Here is a 19,482-nt window from a genome sequence, read left to right as displayed (position 1 = left end):
ATAGATGGGCATTCTATAAAAATCACCGACCATATTAATTTGTTACAAAAAGTTTACATGGACTTAAGGCGATCTTACGCGGGCTTTGTCCATAATCTGAACGTGTTAAACATTGCCCGGGAGGGTCCCATGCAACACCGTTTAAAACGCAAACCCCTTTGGTCGGCGCTCGCCGTCGGCTTCACATTCCTTTTTACCACCGTCGCGGCTCCCGTGGCGGAAGCCAATTTTTGGGAACAGCGCCGGGACGCTTCCCGGCGCGCGAACGGCAAGGCGTCGAGCGCCGGAACGCTCTACGCCGGCCTTCCCGCGTCCCTGGGTGACATTGACCGCGTCCTCCCCGCGGTCAATGGCGCCCTGGGCAACGCTTTGCGAGCGGCTCCGCCGGCCGAATTGAACGGCGTTGAGACGCCGGCCGACCGACGGGCCGCCCAACTGCCCGCCTGGTTGCGCGGATTGCCCAACTCCGCCGGAGAAATCCGCCGCGTGTCGTTGGCCAAAAACCCCGACACCGCGCCCGTGGCGGTCCTGGTCCAGGACGTTCACGACGTTTATTCGGCCCAGACCAACATCGCCCGTGTCCTCGCGCACATTCAGGATTCGGCCGCCCGCGCCAAAGCCGGACCGGTGCTCGTCGGCGTTGAAGGCGCGCACGGTCCTTTCAACGTCAAGGAATACCGCGACCAGATCGGCCTGCCGGGGTATGACCTGGCGGCTCAGCTGTTGTTAAGGACCAATTTAATCGCCGGACCCGAGTATCTGGCTTTCACGGCGACCGAAGAACCCGCCCTGTGGGGCGTGGAAACCCCCGCGGACTATGTGGAAAACGTGGAGGCCTACAGGTCCGCCCGGCCGGCGCAGGTCGCCGCCGCCGGGTCGTTGGACGCCGTCGAATCCGCCTGGAACCGAAAAGCGGCCGAGGTCCTTTCGCCCCGGTTGCGGGCCCTGAACGAGACGCTCACGGGGTACGCCGATGGGAAAGCGTCCTTGATTCAATTGATGGACAGCCTGACGGACTCCCCCGCGGCCGCGCGGTTGGCCGAAGTCCGAAAATTGAACCAGGCCCTCGCCCTCGAATCGAAAATCGATTTTCAGCGGGTGGAAAAAGAACGCGCGGGCCTGATTGAGGTCCTGGTCCGCAAGCTGGATCCGTCCGCCGTGGAGCGTCTCATCGCCGCTTCGCTCAGTTACCGGGCCGGTCGGATCGGGTTCGGCGCCTACAACCGGGAACTCCAAAACTTGGTCAAAAGCCACGGAATCTCCTGGGCCCATTACCCATCTTTTGAGCGGTATGTGCAATACGTCCTGGTGGCCGAGGACATCGACAAATTCCGCCTTTTTGACGAAATCGACACGTTAAAAAAAGACGCCGTCGCCGCCGCGGTCAATACGCCGACCGAGAAGGCGATGATGGATTTGGCCGAGGACGTCCGGCTGGCCCATCGGTTGATCCGGCAGGAATTCGGCCCCGCCGAATGGCGCCTTTACGTTGAACACCGCAAGACGGCCCCGGCGCTCAACGACCGCGTGAAAACCGTCCTTGGTGCGGGCGCCCCCGCGGCCCCGTCCTCAGCCGAGATGGCCCGGTTTGAACGCTTTTACACCGCCGCGGAGCGGCGCAACGATTCACTGACCGCGAACCTCAAGGCCCGCGCCGCGCGCATGAACGCGAAAATTTTGACCATGGTCGCGGGCGGGTTCCACACCAGCGAGCTGGAGCAGCGGTTGGCCAAGGACGGTTTTTCCGTCGTGACCGTCACGCCCCAGATCGGGGAAGTCCCTTCGGGGACCAAGTATTTGGACATCTTCATGGTCAAGAACGTCCCGATCGAAAAATACCTGGCCGGCGACGCCCTCTACCTGTCTCCGCCCCACGCCACCACCACGGTGCCGATGCCGGGTCTCAAGGACAACCCCAAGACCCCCGGCGCGGTTCGCCGCGGCATGGCCGCCGCGATGCTGGCCTTGACGGTCATGTTGGCGGGGGTTCCCGCCGCCCAGGAGTACCGGGAAAAACATTTCCAGGATATTGACGTCACCGTGGATGTGAACCCCGTGAGCGGGTTGCCCCGGGTCCACGCCGAAAACGGTCCCACGGTTTACGGCCGGATCGGCGCGTTGCCCTACGACGGATCCCCCAAAGGCGTTGAATTCGCCTCCGAAGGGGACACCCAAGAATCCCGGGTCGGCCTCCTCTACACGGCGGAAAACATCGCCCAAGAACGGTCCGGGATCGTCCCCGTTTTGGCGAATTTCCTTTTCTTTTCCGTTCCTCGGGTTTGGACTTACGCAGGCGACCGCGTTGTCGGAGTCGGTCGCTCCATGAAGACGGCCCTGGTCCAGGGCCAATCCAAAGTCGGGGCGATAACGGCCGGAATTTTGTTATTCGCCGCGTCGTCCTCCGCCGAAGCGGGGGCGTTGTTCGCTTCCGCGGAATCGCTCGTCGCTGTCTCGGGGTTTCTCTTCTTTCTGGTCGCGGCGGGGATGATGTCCTGGGTGCTTCTCGCGCGGCGCCGCAAAGGCGAGCGGGGCGGTGTTTACCTCGGTTTGGGAGTGGCTTGGGATCTTCTGTTGACCGGGTTCGGTTGGGTCCAGGGGGCGCTCTTGCCGAACCGGACACGGAGCATTGCGTTGTCCGGGACGGAGTTGATAAAAAAAATAACGATCGCAAATTCCACGTGGATCGCGCCGGTCAAAAAGGGGGAGTTCAGCGCCGGCAATGTGGGCCGTTTCGCCCAGGCGGCGGCCGACGTTATTAATTTGGGAAAGGTCGGGAATGAACGGGTCAAGGTTCTGGTGGGGTTTGGGACCCGCCGCGGCGCAAAAGAGTACGCCCTGCATTTGGCTCGGGTGCTGCAGGCGAACGGGCTGGATGTGGAGATGACCGACCGCCCCACGCCGGCCACGGCGGGAAGTTTTGAAACACAACCGAACGCCGGGAGGTCCCGGTACGCCTTTTGGGTGACGGCGGGGAGTCATCCCAAGCTTTCCGATTTGAAAAATCGCGTTGCCGTTAACGGAATTAAGATTTTTAAAGACGGCTTCGCGGGGAGCGACGCCCTCAGCCAGGCGATCGAGCAAAAAGCCAACGATGCCGAGTCCGGTTCTTCTTATAGATACACACGGCGAAAGGTGCGGGAGGCCAAAGCGGCGGACCGCTTGTCGAATGTCCACAACGAGGCTTTCGGATCCCCTCAAGACTGGCCGCGGGAAATCCGGGAGTCCCTGCTCGTCGATTCGATGAACGGGACGGTGGCGCCTTTCGCGGAGGGATTGCAAAAGGTCTCGGCGGTTCGCGCCGCGGTGAATCAAGCCCCTTTGGCGAAGTGGGGAGCCCAGGAGGTTTTCGATGAGGAGGGGTCGGCGGTGGCTTGGGCACCGGATCCCTTTGACCCGAGGATGTTGGGCCCGACCGTGGGGTTGTTGAAACCCGGGGAATACGCGTTTTTCTTCAACGAAAGCGGGGAGCGGATGTCCGTCGTGGAGAAACGTCCCGACGGCATGGTTCACTACTACACGCCCAGTGAAATCGCTTTCATGATGGCCTACTTTCTCGGTTGGGAAAAAGGGCAACCGGGGAAGATCGTGACGACCATGCCGCGCACCCGTTGGCTCGATCGGTTGGCGCGTCTGAAACACCCGGCCAATGACGAGATGGCGTCCCTTGAGATCGTGCCGACCGGTTCCGAAGAATTCGCCATGTCCGCCGATGGAGATCTGCTCCTCGCCGCCGACGCGAGCGGCCATGTCCGCTACAGTTGGGGGAACACGGTGTTTGCCAATTCGGCGGAGGCGAACGCGCGGCTGTTGGTCGAAATTATCAAGGAGAAAGGGAGGCTCTCCTCTTTCCTTGAAACCGCGAAAAAAGCAACCCTGCAGCCGGTGTATGTCGAGGCGCATGGCCGCCGACCCAACGCGACGGAACTGGCGGGGGCCTTGGCGGAGAACGATTTCGTTTACGTGCGGAAGACATTTCATGGCTCCGGCAACCAGGCGGATACCATCGATTTGGTTCGGGGAACCCCAGCGGCCGCGCTCTTTTTTGCGCGGACCTTGACACAAATATTGGCGGATCGAGGCATTGCCCTCCGCCACGTCCGGATCGACCGCAGAGACCCCCTCGGACTCATGATCGAATTCGCCGGCGGGGGATGGGTGATGGTGCGCCGGGTGGGCGATCAACCCATATTCCGGGTGTACACCGAACAAAACAGCGCGGAAGCGGCGAATGCCGTGGTGGAGGCGACCCGGTGGGTGTTCACTTTCCTGGAAGGAAAGACCTTGCTCGGTTCGGCCATCGACACCTTGGAAAAGGACATTGAAAGGGCCTATCAGAGGAACACCCGAAATGATTGGCAAGATGACGCGGTGGAAGTTTTGCAACACGTTCGTGATTTCATCAGCGACGCCAAGGCGACCTGGGGAAGAATTAAGAACCTGCCCCCCGATCGGCTCCAGCGTCGGTTCGAATCGATGGAGATTTTGAGGGGGATTCGGACCGCCATCGCGCTGCCCCAAATGACTTACGCGTTGCCTCCGGAATACGGCGTCGACCTGCCCACCGCCCTGGAGGATTTATGGTTGGATGTCGGACGGTCCTTGGAAAACGCCCGCGTTGGCGAAATCAAGGAATATATGGAATCGCATCCGGCGTTCATGGCTTCGGCCAACAAAGACGGGGTGGCAAAAGCCATGGAGGCCGCCCACTTCGTCCATCGGAACGGGCGGGCCGACCTGGAACATTGGAGGCCCTCGGTTTGGTCGGCCTATGAGGATCACGGGGAGGTGTGGTCCCCCTATCTGTCCGCCGATCTCCTTCGCGACTTGGTCCTCAGTCTCGGGTTGGCCTTGGATGCGAATGGACAAGTCGTTCCGCCGGCCAGCGTGAACGCGGCGATCCTTTCCCATGTCGACAAAAATTTCGGGAAGGCGAGCGACCCCAACAAACGCCTGGAAGAGTTTGTGAAAGCCGAAAAGGGCGTGGTCGGGGACCCCAAAGCCGCCATCGCCATCGCGAACGCGGTGGGGGTTGAAATCAAATCGGCGCGTGATTTCAAAGCTCTCGCCGAGCAACTGAGTCATGTGATTTGGTTTTTAAAAATTAAGGAATTGTGGGCCGCCAAACGCGCCGTGGTGACCCAGGAGAGTTTCGCGCGGGTTTTAAGGGCTGTTAAACGCTTGTTGGTGGAACCCGGGGTGGAGGCCGTCGGTCTTCCGGATGACGTTTTGGCGATGCGTTTGGTGGCTTTGAATCTGCCCCTCTCGATTGTGTTGGAGGCGGCGGAGGGCGGCAATAACAGACCAACGTTCGTCCCGGCCGCGCCGAAAGCCCGTTTAAAAAGGGCCTTGGAATTGGTGCCTATGTCCGGGGGCATGGCTTCCCGTTGGGCCGCTTCGTTGAAAGCGCTTTATGACACGGGCATTTTGAAAGAATCCGAAACGCGTGGGGCGAGCCGCCAAGTTGCGGCCGAGTGGATTCCGGGGTACAACGGCATCCGTTTGGGCGTTGACTCCATGGCGGTCGATGGCGGGGGGCGACAACAACACATCGTCAGCCCCTTCACGTGGCGCGAAATCATGGCCGAAGTTTGGAGATCCCGTTCCCTGGCCGGCGAGCAGGGGAAAAGAGTGCGGGTCCTGGCCGTTCCCCAAAACCCCGGCGATGGAATGATGCTGACCCGTAAAGGGGGACCGTTCGCCTTCGATGACGAAGGTGAAATTCGGCCCATGGAGAATAAAGTCCTCGGTCACGGCAATGTGCGGGGGCTTCCTCTCGCCATGCTGGATGCCCTGCGCGCCGGAACCCCCTATGGTTTTTTGAGAGCCGGCGACGGCCCCTTGTCCCAGATTAATTCCCCTCAACTCCAAGAAATTCGTGATCGTGTCGTCTGGGCGGCCGAGCAAGGGCGGCCCCTGGTCCACGTTTCGATCGGGAACAGCCGTTCCCCCGGTCAGAAGGGGGGGGGATTCGTCGCTGTGAATGAAAGGCCCGACGTCCTTGATTATTTAATACCCACCGAGCCCAACGCCAAGGGTTTCGTCGCCGACCGCGATATCACCATGTTCTCGACGTTTCAGAATGTGCTCAACTACGCGGCCGCCATCTATGCGGTGAGCGGGGGCGTTAAAGTCGAGGGGCAGGATCTGCTGACATGGGATCAGATGACGGCCGTCTCGGCCTTGGACTCGGACGCCACGCGCGACTTCGCGCGCCGGATATCCCTTTTGACGGCCACTCAATTGACGGAGATGACGGAGCGCTTCATCAGTTTGTTGCCGTCGGAATACGTTGAAAAGTCCGAATTCGTCCGAGAGGCGTCAAGCGACTTTTATTTCGTTCAATGGGAACAGGTGGGGGGGGCTTGGCACGGAGCTCTCGCCGATGCCGTTCGGGACCGTCGGAAGGAGGAAGGGGGGACGGTCAATCATCGGTTGACGCTGGCTTATGTCGACATCAGCATTGAAGAGACACGCATTCTCTCCGGGCGAGACCTGAGCCGTTATCGGGGCCCCCTCCCGACTTTCGCCGAAGTCAAATCCGCCACCGGGTTTTATTCGATTCTCGAGGACGTCGGTTTGCTCCTGGCCTCGGCGTCGAAGAGGGGCGGTTTCACAAGGAAAGTGGGCGCCGCCGTCCGTTCCCTTGTGCCGCGTCGGCCCCTTGGGTCGACAGGATCGGGAGTCCCGGCCGGGGGGAAAAAGGAGAAAGGTTTTTTATTGGGCGTGGGAATCCCTTTCCTTCTGGTGGCGGTGTCGGCGGCGGCGTTGTTCTTCTCTCCGGCGGCGCTCGCCGCTCCCTTGGTCTCGGGCGGCGACACCCCTTTTTCCTTTTTTACCGCGTTGGCGGATTTGAGCCCTTGGATATGGATCGCGGCGGGCGCGGTCTCGTTGGGGCTCTTCGCCTTCACGGCGCGGGGCCGGCGCGCGGCCGACACGCTGTTCCGGGCCTTTGACAACGCGCCGGTGTGGGTGAAAATGTTGATTATCGCGACGGTGTTTTACCTGGGTTCAAAAACCGTCGACGCCGCTTTGGCGTCCCTGGGGGTCCTCGGCGCCCTCACTCTGGGCCGCCGCGCCGGGCCGACGGTGTATGAAACGGTGGGTTCCAAACCCAATTGGGACGCGATGGTGCCCCCGGTGGTCGACCCCTTGGCCTCCCTGCGGGCCACGGGCCAGGAATTGGCGGGCCGCGTGGCGAACACCGACCGTCTGGACGCTCTCGGGAAATCCTTTGCCGCGCCGGCGGGCAGCCGCGGCGATTTTGAGCCGCTCTTCCGCGATCCGGAGGCGAACAACGCCGACCGCGGCGGTTGGGTGAACCGACCCTGGGAATTGAACGACGACCCGGCCACCTTGGAATCCGTTGAGACCGAGGCGGCGGGGCTTCGTGAAAAGTTTGATCGATTGGTGGTGGTCGGCCTGGGCGGTGAAAGTTCCATCGTGGGGCCGGATCAGACGGCCGACGGAAAAACCATGACGGTGGTGGCGAACACCTCCCCCGAGAAACTCCAACGCGCCGCCTACTCGTTGACTCCCGCGGAACTGAATCGCACGGTCTTTTACGTCATCAGCAAATCGGGGGGCACGACGGAAACCCTCGCGAATTTGGACCTCATCAGCGGTCTTCTCCGTTCGCACGGCTTCGACCCGAAGAGCCATATCGTCTTCGTGACCGACCCCGGCACGGGCCTGGCCCGGCGGGGCGCGAAAGACGGCATTCCGGTCAAGTCGCGGGAGTATATGGAACGGACGAACACCGGCGGTCGCAACACCCTGGTCAATTTCCCGACCTTGCTGGCCCTGTCTTTCCTGCGGCCCGGCGCCGCCAAAGCCCAGGTGAACGCCATTGTGGAAAACCACGCCCAGACGCCGACCGCGGCGGACCCCTGGGTCCAGGCCGCGAACCGGCTTTCGGCCGCCATGCAAACGGGGGTGACCAAAATGGCCGTCCTGGAGCCCGAATCCCTGCGCGCGCAATTGGGGGTTTGGCAGCAACAAAACGTCGAGGAATCCCTGGGCAAGGACGGCAACGGTTTGACGGTTTACACCCAGGCGCCGCCGTTGGATGTTTTGGCCCGCAACGCCAACCGGGACTGGGTGTTTGTGGAACTTCAAATCAAGGGGCGGGAAAACGAAACCACTTCCCTCGCCCAGGCCTATCGCGACGCGGGGTTTGAAGTGGTGACCGTGCCCGTTCCGGCCGGCGAAGCCGCTCCCGGGGCCGCTTCCTACGGTTGGATGAAAATGGTGGCGTTCTTGGGCGCTTTGAACGACATCAACTTCTCCAACCAGCCGGCGGTGGAATCGTATAAGTCCATCATGGAGGCGGGCAATTTGTCTTTGAAAGCCACGGAGGACAAAGCCCGCGCCGTCGACGCGCTGGTGTCGGCCGAAGGCGTCACGGTGTCTTTCGACGGGCTCCTGCCCTTCCTGTCGGAGGCGCAGAAGCAGCGGGTGGGCCGCCTGTTGGCTGAGCAAAAGCTCTCCCCGGCCGCCGCGTTGGGGTTGGTTCTGGCCGATGCACGCGGGTTCAACGCCTCCCTGCGGGATTTGACGCTGTCGTATTACGAAGACGCGGATCCGCAGACGGCGGAATTCTTCAATGATTTGGCCGCGCGCACCCAAGCGGCCACCGGCGCCGCCGTCAAGTGGGGGGAAGGCACCGGCGTTTTGCACGGGCTTTTCGTCAATTGGTTCGGCGGGCCCCTGCACCAGATCCCGGTGCACATCGTGACCCGCTACAAGGGGGACTTCTACGGCAAGGGGAGCGCGCTCCTTCAGGAGGGCGCCGTGGCGGCCCACCAAGCGTTGGTGAAGGCGGGCCGTCCTTCGGTTCTGGTGGTCGTGGACGCCGATTTGGACGTGGCGGGGCGCCGCACCGTGGGTCGGTTCTTTGGCGACGTGGCCGACGCGATGGTTGTGGCCGACGGAGCCCTGGCTTCCGGCGCCCGTGACACTCTGGACGTGCTGGGGGAAACCCCAATGAGCGCCACGACGGCCGATCGGTACGCCGATGGCGTGGTCAGCGGTTTGATGGCTTCGCAACTGGCTCTGCGCGCGAATCTCCGGCACCAACGTTTGGCCGATACGGTTGGGGAGGTCGCGGGGTCCTTTGCGACGGCGCTGTTCGGCGCCGAAATGGCCGCCCGAGCGCAAACGGGCTATCGTCAAATCGTCGACAGCGTGAAGTCGGACGCGAAAGCGCAACCCGTGGCGATCGGCGGCGTCGAGGCCGGACGCGCGGTGACGCGGTACCTGGATGGAACCTCCTCGCGGGCGGCCCTGCAGGACGCCCTGAACACCCTGAAGCGCCATTTGGCCGGCGAGAACAGCGTGGCCCTGGGGCGCGCCGGCACGGGCCTCCTGGTGGTGCTGGAAAGCGAATTGCGGGACGGCGAGAACGCCGATCTGGTGCGGGACATGGAAGCCTTGGGCGCTCGGCATCCCCGGGTCAAGGTCCAGGTGGGCGACGGCAACGACGTCCTCGGCCGCAACGAAAATGGCGAGCGCGTGTTGCGGGTGGGCGCCGCGATCCAACTGCTGGGCGTTCAACCGCTCTCCATCGACGTCATTCTTCCGCCGGCGACATCGACCTTGGTGGAAAAATCGGGCTACGAGGACATCGTGCGCGTGCTGCGCTGGATCCTGGGCGGCGTCGCGGTGGAAGTGACCTCCGGCGTCGAAGCCGGCATTCAAGCCCTGGTGGCGACGCTGAAGAGCGCGTAACGGCTCCGATCGATTCAAAAAAAACGGCCTTTCCCCGCGCATCGGGAAAGGCCGTTTTCTATAATAGAACCCATGAAAAGCAAAGCGAAGAAAACAACGAAAAACCAGCGCCGCGTCCAAATGGAGGCGCCCCCCGCCTACACGGCCCGGTTGGTCGCCCTCTGCGCCGGGGCCAAGGAGGCCAGCCGGGCGCTGGCCGTGAGCCCCCCCGAAGCGCGTGACCGCGCTCTGCGGACCCTGGCCGAGGCCCTGGAGAAAAATCAGGACGACATCCTTTTCAAAAACGAAATCGACCTGGAGGCGGGCCGCCGCGCCGGGCTTTCGGCGTCGCTCTTGGACCGGCTGGCCTTGACGCCCCGCCGGGTGGCCGACATGGCCGCCGGGTTGCGCGACATCGCGGCCCTTCCGGACCCCCTCGGCTCGGTCGCGGGCGAGTGGGAACGCCCCAACGGCCTCAAAGTGCAGAAAGTCCGCGTGCCGCTCGGGGTGGTGGCCATGATTTACGAAGCCCGGCCAAACGTCACCGTGGACGCGACGGGCCTTTGCCTGAAGTCGGGGAACGCGGTGGTGCTTCGCGGGGGGAAAGAGGCGTTGGAGTCCAACACCGCCCTCGTGCGTGTTTTGAAGGAAGCGTTGGTTCCGACGGGCTTGCCCGCGGATTGCGTGCAGTTCGTAGAAACTTCGGACCGGTCGGTGATTCGCGATTTGGTGCGCATGGACCGATTCGTCGATCTGGTGATCCCGCGCGGCGGGGAGGAGATGGTCAACGCGATCCGGGAAATGGCCACCGTGCCCGTGTTGTCCCACGGCAAGGGGCTGTGCGCGGTCTATGTCGACCAAGAGGCCGATTTGGCCATGGCCGAGAAAATCGCTCTGAACGCCAAGATCCAGCGACCGGGCGTGTGCAACGCGATGGAAACCCTGCTGGTTCACGGGGCCGTCGCGGATCGTTTTGTGCCCGCCATGGTGCGGCGCTTCGCGGAGAACAACGTGACCGTTCACGGCGACGCCGGGGTCCAGAAACGGGGCGGCGCGGCCGTCGTGCCGGCCACCCCCGACGATTTCAACACCGAGTACCTGGATTTGCACGTCGCGATGAAGGTCGTCGATTCCCTCGACGCGGCCATCGACCACATCAACACCCACGGCAGCCATCATTCCGACGCGATTGTGACGCGGGACGAGGACGCCGCCCGCCGGTTTCTGGCGCGGGTGGACTCGGCCGCGGTCCTCCACAACGCCAGCACCCGCCTCCACGACGGCGGCGCCCTGGGCCTGGGATCGGAGATGGGGATTTCCACCCAAAAAATCCACGCCCGCGGCACCATGGGCGTGCCGGAGCTGACCACCACCAAGTACGTCGTCCGCGGCAGCGGGCAAATCCGGGAATAGTGCCCGCCCGACGCCCCGCGGTCTACGGGTTTCTTGGCGGCAGTTTCGACCCGGTCCACAAATCCCACATCGCCTTGGCCCGCGCTGCCCTCAAGGAACGGGGTCTCAGGGTCGTTTACCTCGTCCCGGCGGCGCGTTCGCCTTTCAAAGACGGGCCCCCACGCGCCTCGGCCGTGGACCGGTTGGCGATGCTGCGGCGGGCGGTTCGCGGGGTTCCGGGTTTGCGCATCGGGGATTGGGAAATTCACCGCCCCGGCCCATCCTACACCTTCGCCACGCTGCGCCGCCTGCGCCGGGCTTTCCCGGGGCGGCGTTGGGAGGTCCTTTTGGGGGAAGACGCCTGGTCGGGGTTTCGCGACTGGAGGCGGTGGCGGGAAATCGCGCGGCGCCACCCGTTGGTCGTGGCGCCGCGGACCGGTTCGCGCCCCGTTTCCCTTGCCGGAGTCCACTTTTTAAAAGCGCGCCTTGGCCCGCTCTCCTCCACCGCGGCGCGCGCTGCCATCGCTCAAAACGGCCCCTGGCGGGGGATGGTTCCCGAAGGGGCGGCCCGGGTCATCGAGAAACGGAGGCTTTACCGGGGGCCCGAGGCGCTTCCCCCCCCGCAGGCCTTCGCCCTGCGCCGTTTGTTGACCGGGGAGCGGTGGCGGCATTCCGAAGCGGTGGCCCTCTGGGCGCGCGCCCTGGCCCAACGTCACGGCGTCGACCCGGAGCGGGCGGAGCGCGCCGGGTGGTGGCACGATGTCGCCAAGAATTGGTCCCCCGGCCGCCTGCGGGATTACGCCCGTCGAAAAAAAATTCCCATCCCCTGGGGAGGAGCGAAAGCGTTGGACCCTCTGCTCCACGGGCCGGTGGGGGCCCGCTGGGCCCGTGACCGGGGATTTTTAACGGACCCGGCCGCGCTCGCGGCCATCGCGCGGCACACCGTTGGGGCGCGGCGGATGTCCCGCCTTGATAAAATCCTTTACGTGGCGGATTTCTCCTCGCCCGATCGGCGCTATCCCGAGGCCGCCCGCGTGCGGCGTTGGGCGGTGAAGGATTTGGACCGGGCCCTTCGGGAGGCCCTGCGGGCCAAATTGTTGCATACCCTTGAACGCGGCCGGATCGTGATGCACACTTCCGTAGGTCTTTGGAATCAGTTGTTATCGGAGTCCCGGTGAAAGGAAGAGTTTGGGCTAGCCCCGAAGCCGGCCGCTGGCTCGGCGGTGTCGGGTTGGCGGCGGTCGTCGGCCTGGCGCTCGCGGCGTCGATCTCGCCGGTGGCGGTCGCCCTGCGACGGGGCGAACCCGTGACGGGGGTGGCCCTCGGCACCGATCTGGCCGAGAACGCGCCCCATTCGGACACCCTGTTGGCTTGGGTGGTTCGACCCCGGTGGGGCCGTGTGGATGTCTTGTCCATTCCCCGGGACACCCGGGTGGACATCCCGGGTTATCGATTCCGACGGATCAACGAGGTCTACGCGTACCATCACCGCACCCAAAAGGACGCCCTGGGGGCGGCCGCGCAAACGCGCAACGCTGTGGAGCAATTGTTTCGGGACGCGGGCGGGGCGTTGCCCCTGCGCAACGTCGTGCAAATCGACTACGATGGGTTTCGGCGGCTCATCGATCGGTTGGGGGGCGTGACCGTTTCCATCGACGAACCGATGGATTACGACGACCACGCCGGTGATTTTCACGTGCATTTTTCCACGGGGCCGCGTTTATTGAACGGGGACGATGCCTTGGGGTTTGTCCGGTTTCGCGGGCGGAGCGGCGACCGGGGCCGGGTGTTGCGGCAAATGGAATTTGTCCGGGCCTTGGTGCGTCGGACGGCCTCTCCGAATATCGTTTGGCGGGGGCCGCTGGTTCTGGTGGACACCATCGGTGCCGTGACGACCAATATGTCTTTGTTGGACATGGCCTTTTTGATTTTTGAAGCCCGTCGCTGGTCGCCCCGCGCCGTTCACCCGTGGATATTGCCGGGCAAACCCAAAGGCGCCTATTGGGAGATGGACCGGGAACGCGCCTTGTACGTGTTGTCCCAGTTGGCGAACGGCGGCGGACCCCTCGCCCCGGCCGAAGGGGGTGTGGAGGACGCCGGGATCCCTCCCGGAACCGAACCGGTGTCGGGGCTTCGCGTCACCGTCAAAGTGTGGAACGCCACCTCCCGGGGGGGGCTGGCCCTGCGGGTCGCGCGGCGCCTTCGGGATGCCGGGTTTGACGTCGTGGAGTGGGGCAACTATAATGGGCGCCAAGCCAAAAGCCGCGTGATCGATCGGTCCGGTCGCTTTGACGGCGCGCGCGGCGTGGCGGAGGCCCTGGGGGTGGGCTCTTTGTATTCGGACACCGACCCCGCCTTAAGAACCGACGTGGAAGTGGTTTTGGGAGAAGACGCCGCGGCTCGCTGGGAAGCGGCACAGGAGACCTCGCATGGACATGATTGACATTTTGCGCGCGGCGGTGAAACAGGGGGCGTCCGACGTCCACCTATTGATCGGGCGGCCCCCGTTCGTTCGAAGGAACGGCGAGGTGATGGAATTGAACGGGTTCGCGGCCGTCACCGCCGAGGAATCCAAGCGGTTGGTGTACTCCCTATTGTACGACGAACAAAAACAACGCTTCGAACAGGATCTGGAGTTGGACTGTTCTGTCGCCATCCCCGGGTTGGCCCGATTCCGGGTGAACGTGCTCCTCCAAATGAACGGCATCGAATGCGTCATCCGCGTCGTGTCCTCCAAAATCCCCACGGCCGACGAGATTAAACTTCCGCCGACGGTCGTGGAATTCGCCAATTTGCCCCGTGGCCTTGTCCTGGTGACGGGGGCCACCGGCGCTGGAAAATCCACGACCCTGGCGTGCCTTATCGAGCTGATCAACGATGCCCGCCGTCAGCACATCCTGACGGTGGAGGATCCGATTGAATTTGTCTACGAATCCAAGCGCTGCATCCTGCGCCAGCGGGAAGTCGGGGCCTCGACCCGGGGGTTCGGTCAGGCCCTCAAGCACGCGCTTCGTCAAGATCCCGACGTGATCCTGATCGGGGAAATGCGCGATTTGGAAACGATTTCTCTGGCGCTGACGGCCGCGGAAACCGGCCATCTTTGCTTCGCCACCCTTCACACCACCGACGCGGCCCAGACCGTCGACCGCATCATCGATGTGTTTCCGCCCCACCAGCAGCAACAAGTCCGCGTGCAGTTGTCGACGGTGTTAAAGGGGGTCGTGTGCCAAACCCTGCTGCCCACCAGCGACGGCACCGGCCGCGTGGCGGCGCGGGAAATTATGGTCGTCACCCCGGCCATCGCGAATTTGATCCGGGAAAACAAGACCCACATGATCTATCAGGCCATTGAAACGGGTTCCAAGTTCGGCATGATTCCGTTGGACCGGGCCCTGGCCGATTATGTCAACGACGGCACCGTCTCGTTCGATGACGCCGTCGCCAAATCGTCCGACCCGGATAAACTGCGGGAAATGACGGGCCGCTCCTCCGGCGGTTCGCGGTCCTCCCGATCGGCGGTGTATTAAAATGCCTCCCACATCCATTCAAGATCTTTTGAAGCAGGTCCACGATCGTGGCGCGAGCGACTTGCACCTCAAAGCCGGCCGTCCCCCCATGATGCGCGTCCAGGGGGAAATCATCGCCCTGGAAGGGCAAGCGCCCCTTGAAATCCAGGACGTGATCAATTACGTCTATTCGCTCATCAACAGCGCCCAGCGCGGCACGCTGGAGCGGGACCGCGAATTGGATTTTTCTTTTTACCTGCGCGGGATCGCCCGTTTCCGTGGCAACGCGTTTTTCCAAAAAGGCGCCGTGGGGGCTGTGTTCCGTCTTATTCCCGCGGCCGTCCCGACCCTGGAAGGGCTCGGCCTCTCGCCGGTGTTGAAGGACATCATTGGCCGTCGGCAGGGCTTCTTCCTTGTGACCGGGCCGACGGGTTCTGGGAAAACCACGACCTTGGCCGCCTTGATCGACCACATCAACAAAACCCAGCGCGTCCACGTGGTGACCCTGGAGGACCCGATCGAATACGTGTTCGAGGACAAGCTGGCCGTCATCAACCAGCGGGAGGTCGGGACCGACACCCACGATTTTGCCCAGGGCCTTCGCCGCGCTCTTCGGCAGGACCCGGACGTTCTTCTCATCGGGGAGTTGCGCGACGCCGAGACCATGACCACCGCGATGAACGCGGCGGAAACGGGGCATTTGGTTCTTGGCACCCTCCACACCAACGACGCGAAGCAGTCCATTGACCGCATCATTGACACTTTTCCGCCCGAACAGCAGAACCAAGTGCGGATGCAGCTGGCCAAATGCCTGCTGGGGGTGATGGCCCAGCGATTGATACGCAAGGCCGACAACACCGGACGAATCGCGCTTCAGGAGATCATGATCAACAGTCCAACGATTCAAAAGCTGATCGAGGACAACAAAGTCGGCGCCATCGGCAAAGCCATGGAGGATTCTCAGGAATACTACAAGATGCAGTCCTTCAATCAAGCCCTCCTCGGTCTGCTTACGAAGAAACAAATCACCCTGGAGGAAGCGTTGTCGTATTCGCCCAATCCCGGCGACCTCAAGATCCGTCTCCAAACCGAAGGCCTCTTGGGGGGGACAACGCCCTCCGGGCCCCCCATCAATCTGCGATGATCCCCCTCGAACGGTTGGCGGTTATCCCGGTGCTGTCCGGTGTGGCGCCGGAATTGCGAGAGAGGTTGGCGGAGCGCCTGCGTGAAGAAAAAATACCCGCCGGGCGCCTGGTGTTCGGCGAAGGGGGACCGGGGGACGCGGTCTATTTCATCGCTGAAGGAAAAATTACGATTCAAAAGGATCTCGACAAGGCGCGGGGACTTTCCAAAACCCTGGCCGTCATGCAAACCGGCGATTTCTTCGGCGAAATGGCGCTCCTGGAGCGTGAACCCCGCTCGGCCTCGGCCGTCGCCCTGGAACCGACGGTTTTGCTCGTCCTCCCGGTGGAGGACGTGCGGGCGTGGCTGTCCGCGGACTCGCGGGTTCCCCTGCGCCTTCTGCTGCCTTTCGTCGAGGCGCTCAGCGCGCGCCTGCGGGAAACCACGCGGGAAATGACGCTCTTTTTCAACGTCGGACGCGTTTTGGTGCAGGACCCGGATTCCCACCGCTTGGGGGCGGAGCTCCTCGACACCGTGATTTTGGCTTTCGACGACCCCGTGACCGCCGGGTTTTGGCTGTGGAACGATTTTTCCGGGGAATACGAGATGATCGCCGGCAAGGGGCTGTGGACCGAGGCCCACCGTGGGGCGCGCTCCGAAAAAGACCCGCTTTTCGCTTGGTTGACGGAAAAAAAAGAGTGCGCTCTTTCGACCGATTGGCCGGCGGACGAACGGTTCGCCACGGCCCAGGCGGCCTGGCCGTCCTTGCGTTCTCTGCTCGCCGTGCCCGTGCCCGGGGACCGCCGCCCCATCGGTTTTTTCGTTTTGTCGCATGAGGTCATGCCCCACTATTTCACCCCCGCCCACCGCCGCATGTTGGCGGGGATGGCCAATCTGGTGGCCCCGTCTTTTGACAGCGCTTTCCTTCGACTGGAAAAACGCTCCCAGGAGAAACTCAACCGAGCCCGACAGGATTACCGATGACAACCTCTCCGTTTCGCGCCGTCGCCAAGACGGCGTCCGCCGCCGCCGATGACAAAAAAGCCCGGAACATACGCGTCTACGACACCGGGGGGTCTTCCGGGGTGGCCGATTATTTTCTGCTGGCCACCGTGGACAGCGCTCCCCAGATGAACGCCGTGGAAGAGGAAATTGACCGGCGGGTGAAAACGGACCACGGCCTCGACCCTCTTCGGCGGGACGGGCGGGGGTCCCGTCAGTGGCAAGTTTTGGATTACGGCGGCCTTGTGGTCCATTTGATGACCGAGACCGCCCGCGTGTTTTACGGGTTGGAGCGATTGTGGGAGCACGCCCGGTCCCTTGAATCCGCGCCCGCAAAAGCCCCCCGCGTTTCCCCGCGGACGCGCAAGACGCCCGCGCGCCGCGGGCGCCGTTCCAAATGAAAAACGCCGTTCGCGAGTTGCTGGCCACGGCCGTCCGGGCCTGGGCGGCCGAGCAGTCCCCCGCCGTCACGGCGGTGGACGTGGCCGTCGACCCCGCGCCGGCCAACGTGCCGGGGGATTGGGCGTCCAACTACCCGTTGAGCGTGGCCAAGTCCGTCCGCAAGGCCCCGCGCCAAGTGGCCCAGGAAATTCTGGACCGGTTGCCCCGGGGCGGGCCCATCGCCAAAGCGGAAATCGCCGGACCCGGCTTTTTGAACATCACGTTGAGCGCCGAGGGGCTGGCGGCCGAATTGAACCGATTGCGCGATCAACGGGACAATTACGGCCGGCGGCCGGGGGCGGTCGGGGAAAAAGTGTTGATCGAATTCGTCTCGGCCAACCCCAACGGACCCCTGCACGTCGGTCACGGGCGGGGGGCCGCCCTGGGGGATTCCCTGGCCCGCCTGTTCCGTCACGCCGGCTACGACGTCACCACCGAGTACTACATCAACAACATCGGCAACCAGATGGAGAACCTCGGCGCGTCCGTCCTGTGGCGCATCGAGAGTTTGGACCCGTCCTATCCGTTGAACGAGGAGAAAGAGGCTTACCGGGCCAAGAAGCCGGAGGACCTGTACAAGGGCGCCTATTTGATTGATGTGGCCCGTGACGTGATGCGCCGTTATCCGAAGGGCGCGGAGCGAGGAAAGGGAATCCCCTTTTTCCGGGACGAAGCCCTGGCCTTCATTTTGGGCGGCATTCGACGGGATCTGGAATCTTTCGGGGTTCATCACCAAAACTGGTACCCGGAATCGCGCCTCTACGAAGAGGACCGGGTGGAAGCGGTTTTCCGGACCCTGCGCGAGCGCGGGGACATCAAGGACGAGGACGGCGCGGTCTGGTTCCTTTCGACCAAGTACGGCGACGACAAGGACCGGGTTTTAAAACGCCGGGACGAGCGCCCCACCTACTTTGCCTCGGACATCGCCTACCACGACGAGAAATACCGGCGGGGGTTCCACCGCTTGATCGACATTTGGGGAACCGACCACCACGGGTACGTGGCGCGGGTCAAGGCGGGCGCGCGCGCCCTGGGCCACGATCCCGACCGCCTGCACATCCTTTTGTACCAGCTGGTCACACTCCTTCGGGGCGGAAAACCCGTCGCCATGTCCACGCGCACGGGGGAGTTCGTCACCCTTTCCGAGGTGGTCCAGGAAGTGGGGAAAGACGCTTCCCGGTTCTTTTTCGCCCTGCGCGGCCCCAACAGCCATTTGGAGTTCGACCTGGATTTGGCCAAGAAACAAGCCTCCGACAACCCCGTTTTTTACGTGAAGTACGTCCACGCGCGATGCTGCTCCCTGTTTCGGGAGGCGGCAAAACGCGGCGGCACGGACGCGTCGGACGGTCCGGTGCCGGCGCCCGAGGCGCTGGAACCCGCCGAGCGGGATCTCCTGGTCCGTCTGGCGGCGTTCCCCGACGTCATCGCCCAGTGCGTCAAAGATTTCACGCCCCACCACATCACCGAGTATCTTCTGAAATTGGCGGGGGGGTATCACCGTTTTTACGAATCCTGCCGCGTTCTCGGTTCCTCGCCCGCTCAACAGCGCTTCCGCCTCGCTTTGGTGGACGGCGTGCGCGTGGTCATCAAAAACGGTTTGGGCCTCCTCGGCGTCGACGCGCCCGAGGAAATGTAGTCGCCAATCACGACATATTCCCTCCGGATTCAAAGATAAAATCATTGAAAAGGGCCCCGCGCGGGGGTATGTTTAGGCGAGGTTAACGTCGAACCGCGCGATCGGGAGTCCAGCCGCCGAGGGACTTCGCGCGCGGTTCACAATCGAGGACGCGCGATGGCGGCCACCCCGTCAAAGAAACCCGACAACAACGAATTCCATTGGACGCCGGAAGGCATTCGGCGGGTGGAGGAACCGGCGCCGGTTCCGTCCCCCGCGGCGGTCCCCGCGCGTGACTACGATCCGGCGCCCGACGCCGAAAGCCGCCGCTACCCGCGCATCGACCTCAAAGTTCCCATCCTTTACAGGATCTTGACCGAGGAGCCGAATCTCGCCTCGGCGGGTTTGCACCCCGATTTGCCCACGCGGACGGACAACATCAGCGTGACGGGGGCCGGTCTGATCCTGGCCGAAAAGTTGGCCCCCGGCACCCTGTTGGCGCTGTCCATTCATTTGGAAAACAAAAAGAAAATATCCGCCGTGGCCAAGGTGGTCTGGTCTCAGCCCACCGAAACGCCCCACCATCACCTCACCGGGCTCGAGTTTGTGGTGGTGTACCGGAAGGCGTCGTCCCACACGGAATACATGAGCCCCATCGCCCTCAAAAACCTCCTGGAATAAAAAACAATGTCAACCGTT

General features: G+C 63.1%; 10 protein-coding genes. All 10 read left to right on the top strand.

The window, feature by feature from the left end:
- Positions 1–129: 129 nt before the first annotated feature.
- The 10 genes from IPI56_07755 (at position 130) to IPI56_07710 (ending at position 19,464) form a co-directional block, all read left to right on the top strand.
- The gene (locus IPI56_07755; GenBank protein ID MBK7545618.1) at positions 130–9,726 is read left to right on the top strand and encodes a hypothetical protein; all 9,597 of its coding nucleotides are present in this window, start codon (positions 130–132) and stop codon (positions 9,724–9,726) included.
- 72 nt (positions 9,727–9,798) lie between these two features.
- Positions 9,799–11,118, top strand: a complete 1,320-nt coding sequence (locus tag IPI56_07750; protein ID MBK7545617.1) for a glutamate-5-semialdehyde dehydrogenase — start codon at positions 9,799–9,801, stop codon at positions 11,116–11,118.
- On the top strand, positions 11,118–12,275 hold the full coding sequence (nadD, locus tag IPI56_07745) for a nicotinate (nicotinamide) nucleotide adenylyltransferase (GenBank protein ID MBK7545616.1): 1,158 nt from the start codon (positions 11,118–11,120) through the stop codon (positions 12,273–12,275). The genes IPI56_07750 and nadD overlap by 1 nt, the downstream gene beginning before the upstream one ends.
- A complete protein-coding gene (locus tag IPI56_07740; GenBank protein MBK7545615.1) occupies positions 12,272–13,540 on the top strand; it encodes an LCP family protein in 1,269 nt (422 codons plus the stop codon). The genes nadD and IPI56_07740 overlap by 4 nt, the downstream gene beginning before the upstream one ends.
- The gene (locus IPI56_07735; GenBank protein ID MBK7545614.1) at positions 13,527–14,624 is read left to right on the top strand and encodes a type IV pilus twitching motility protein PilT; all 1,098 of its coding nucleotides are present in this window, start codon (positions 13,527–13,529) and stop codon (positions 14,622–14,624) included. Before IPI56_07740 ends, IPI56_07735 begins: the two co-directional genes overlap by 14 nt.
- 1 nt (position 14,625) lies before the next feature.
- The gene (locus IPI56_07730; GenBank protein MBK7545613.1) at positions 14,626–15,747 is read left to right on the top strand and encodes a type IV pilus twitching motility protein PilT; all 1,122 of its coding nucleotides are present in this window, start codon (positions 14,626–14,628) and stop codon (positions 15,745–15,747) included.
- Positions 15,744–16,709 carry a cyclic nucleotide-binding domain-containing protein gene (locus IPI56_07725; GenBank protein ID MBK7545612.1) on the top strand — a complete coding sequence of 322 codons (966 nt, stop codon included), beginning with the start codon at positions 15,744–15,746 and terminating at the stop codon, positions 16,707–16,709. Before IPI56_07730 ends, IPI56_07725 begins: the two co-directional genes overlap by 4 nt.
- Positions 16,706–17,128 (top strand): ribosome silencing factor, encoded by a 423-nt coding sequence (rsfS, locus tag IPI56_07720; GenBank protein MBK7545611.1) that lies wholly within the window; start codon positions 16,706–16,708, stop codon positions 17,126–17,128. Before IPI56_07725 ends, rsfS begins: the two co-directional genes overlap by 4 nt.
- Positions 17,125–18,804: an arginine--tRNA ligase gene (locus tag IPI56_07715; GenBank protein ID MBK7545610.1), complete on the top strand. Its 1,680-nt coding sequence runs from the start codon at positions 17,125–17,127 to the stop codon at positions 18,802–18,804. The genes rsfS and IPI56_07715 overlap by 4 nt, the downstream gene beginning before the upstream one ends.
- Before the next feature lie 156 nt (positions 18,805–18,960).
- Positions 18,961–19,464, top strand: coding sequence for a PilZ domain-containing protein (locus IPI56_07710; protein ID MBK7545609.1), 504 nt, complete (start codon positions 18,961–18,963; stop codon positions 19,462–19,464).
- The last annotated feature ends 18 nt before the right edge of the window (positions 19,465–19,482 follow it).

It is taken from the genome of Elusimicrobiota bacterium, from assembly GCA_016706425.1.
GTDB lineage: Bacteria > Elusimicrobiota > Elusimicrobia > FEN-1173 > FEN-1173 > JADJJR01.
The sequence above is the reverse complement of the archived record's forward strand: the minus strand, read 5'-3'. Positions and strand labels throughout refer to the sequence as shown.